Source organism: Streptomyces boluensis (genome assembly GCF_009908195.1).
Lineage (GTDB): Bacteria > Actinomycetota > Actinomycetes > Streptomycetales > Streptomycetaceae > Streptomyces > Streptomyces boluensis.
Genome location: NZ_JAAAHS010000633.1, coordinates 1 through 2383 on the forward strand (window position 1 = coordinate 1; position 2383 = coordinate 2383).

The window sequence follows — 2383 nt, forward strand, 5'->3', positions numbered from 1 at the left end:
GGCCCGTGCCGCCGCCGCCCCGCTGCCCACCGGGCTCCGCCTGGAACTCGTCGACCCCGGTGTGGACCCGCCGGCCCAGGGCCCGCCGGCCGGTGGCACGCAGCCCGCGGCCCTGACCGCGGAGGCCGCCGCGAGCTCGGCCGTGAACGCGGACCTCGCCGACCTCGGCGCCTCCGTCATCCCCGCGCTCACCAAGGAGCAGACCGAGCGCGACCTGCTCGAGTCCCGCGGTGTCGACCAGGCCGCGGCCGCCAAGCCGTACATCGGACCCCGCCCGCGCATCGTCACCCGCAAGGGCTGGGGCGCGGACGAGAAGCTGCGCGAGAAGAACTTCGTGTACACGAAGTCCGTCCGCGCGGCCTTCGTGCACCACAGCGCCTCCGGCAACAACTACAGCTGTGGCCAGGTCCCTTCGCTGCTGCGAAGCATCTACCGCTACCACGTCAAGAGCAGCGGCTGGCGTGACTTCGGCTACAACTTCGCCGTCGACAAGTGCGGAAACATTTACGAAGGTCGTGCCGGAGGTGTGGCCAAGCCGGTCCTGGGGGCCCACACTCTCGGTTTCAACACCAACAGCATGGGCGTCGCGGTCCTCGGTACGTACAGCGACGCCAACCCGCCCAAGGCCGCCGTGAACGCGGTGGCCCGGCTGACCGCCTGGAAGCTCGGCCTGTACGGCGCGAACCCGCGCGGCAAGGCCGTCCTCAAGTCGGCCGGCAGCAACCTGTACAGGAAGGGCGCGACGGCCCGGCTCAACGTGATCTCCGGGCACCGTGACGGCTTCGCCACGGAGTGCCCGGGGGGACGGCTCTACGGAAAGCTCGGTTCGGCACGGGACACCTCGGCCCGCTACCAGGGTCGCTGAGCGAAAAGTCCGGACGGAGCGGCGGCGGGAGCACCCGCCGCCGCTCCGGCATGCACGGCCGCACCACCCGGAACGAAACGGTACGGAACGGCGCGAACCGCACTCCGGCACGTACGCGCGCTCAGATCGATGTACGAATCCGCACAGAGAAACCCGGCACACAGACGCAACTGAAAACGCCGGAGAACGGTCTGCCTACACTGACCGGCCGGACCAGACCAGTCCGGCTGTACCCGGACCCGACCAGTCCGGCGTACGACGACATGCCCCGCCCCCGGCAGGAAGCAGAGGCGACAGGTGACAGAAGCGATCCTCCTGGTCGGCGGCAAGGGCACGCGGCTCCGTCCGCTCACCGTGCACACGCCGAAACCCATGGTCCCGGCGGCGGGGGTGCCCTTCCTCACGCACCAGCTCGCCCGCGCCCGCGCGGCGGGCGTGGAGCACATCGTGCTCGCCACGTCCTACCTCGCCGAGGTCTTCGAGCCGTACTTCGGCGACGGCTCCGCACTCGGCCTGCACCTGGAGTACGTCACCGAGGAGGAGCCGCTCGGCACCGGCGGAGCCATCCGCAACGTCGCCTCGCGGCTGCGCTCGGGCCCCGACGAACCGGTGCTGATCTTCAACGGCGACATCCTCACCGGCCTGGACATACGTGCCCTCGTCGACACCCACGAGACCTCCGGCGCGGACGTCTCGCTGCACCTGACCCGGGTCGACGACCCGCGCGCGTTCGGCCTGGTGCCGACCGACGCGACCGGCCGCGTACAGGCGTTCCTGGAGAAGCCGCAGACGCCCGAGGAGATCGTCACCGACCAGATCAACGCGGGCGCGTACGTGTTCCGCCGCTCGGTGATCGACACCATCCCCGAGGGCCGCCCGGTCTCCGTGGAGCGCGAGACCTTCCCCCAACTGCTCGCCGCCGGCGCCCACTTGCAGGGCATGGTCGACTCCACGTACTGGCTGGACCTCGGCACCCCGCAGGCCTTCGTGCGCGGCTCGGCCGACCTCGTGCTCGGCCGCGCCCCCTCGCCCGCGGTGCCCGGCAGACGCGGCGACCGGCTCGTCCTGCCGACCGCCGAAGTCGCCCCCGACGCCAAGCTGACCGGCGGCACGGTGGTGGGCGCGGGCGCGGTGATCGGCGCGGGCGCGCGGGTCACGGGCAGCGCGGTACTCGACGGGGCGGTGGTCGAGCCCGGTGCGGTGGTCACCGACTCGCTGATCGGCGCGGGCGCCCGGATCGGGGCCCGTACGGTCCTGGCGGGAGCGGTCGTCGGGGACGGCGCCCGCGTCGGCGCGGACAACGAGCTGCGCGACGGCGTACGCGTGTGGTGCGGCGCACAACTGCCGGACGGGAGCGTGCGGTTCTCCTCGGACCAGTGAGGGGGGCTGCGGCCGCCGGGGTGTGATCGGTGACCGGGGTGGCCGGTGGCCCGTGCGCGTGCCCGTGAGCGTCGTCTCCTCGGACCGGCGGCCGCCGCCACGTGGCAGCGCCTACCCTCGAAGAGTCATCCTTCCGAC

2 protein-coding genes are annotated in these 2383 nt (G+C 72.3%); both read left to right on the plus strand.

Going from position 1 to position 2383, the window contains the following annotated elements; genetic code table 11:
* Positions 1-865, plus strand: an 865-nt coding sequence (locus tag GUY60_RS36855) for a peptidoglycan recognition protein family protein (RefSeq protein WP_161705863.1), incomplete at its 5' end; no start/stop codon positions are given.
* 297 nt (positions 866-1162) lie between these two features.
* Positions 1163-2245 carry a mannose-1-phosphate guanylyltransferase gene (gene manB, locus GUY60_RS36860; RefSeq protein ID WP_161705864.1) on the plus strand — a complete coding sequence of 361 codons (1083 nt, stop codon included), beginning with the start codon at positions 1163-1165 and terminating at the stop codon, positions 2243-2245.
* The last annotated feature ends 138 nt before the right edge of the window (positions 2246-2383 follow it).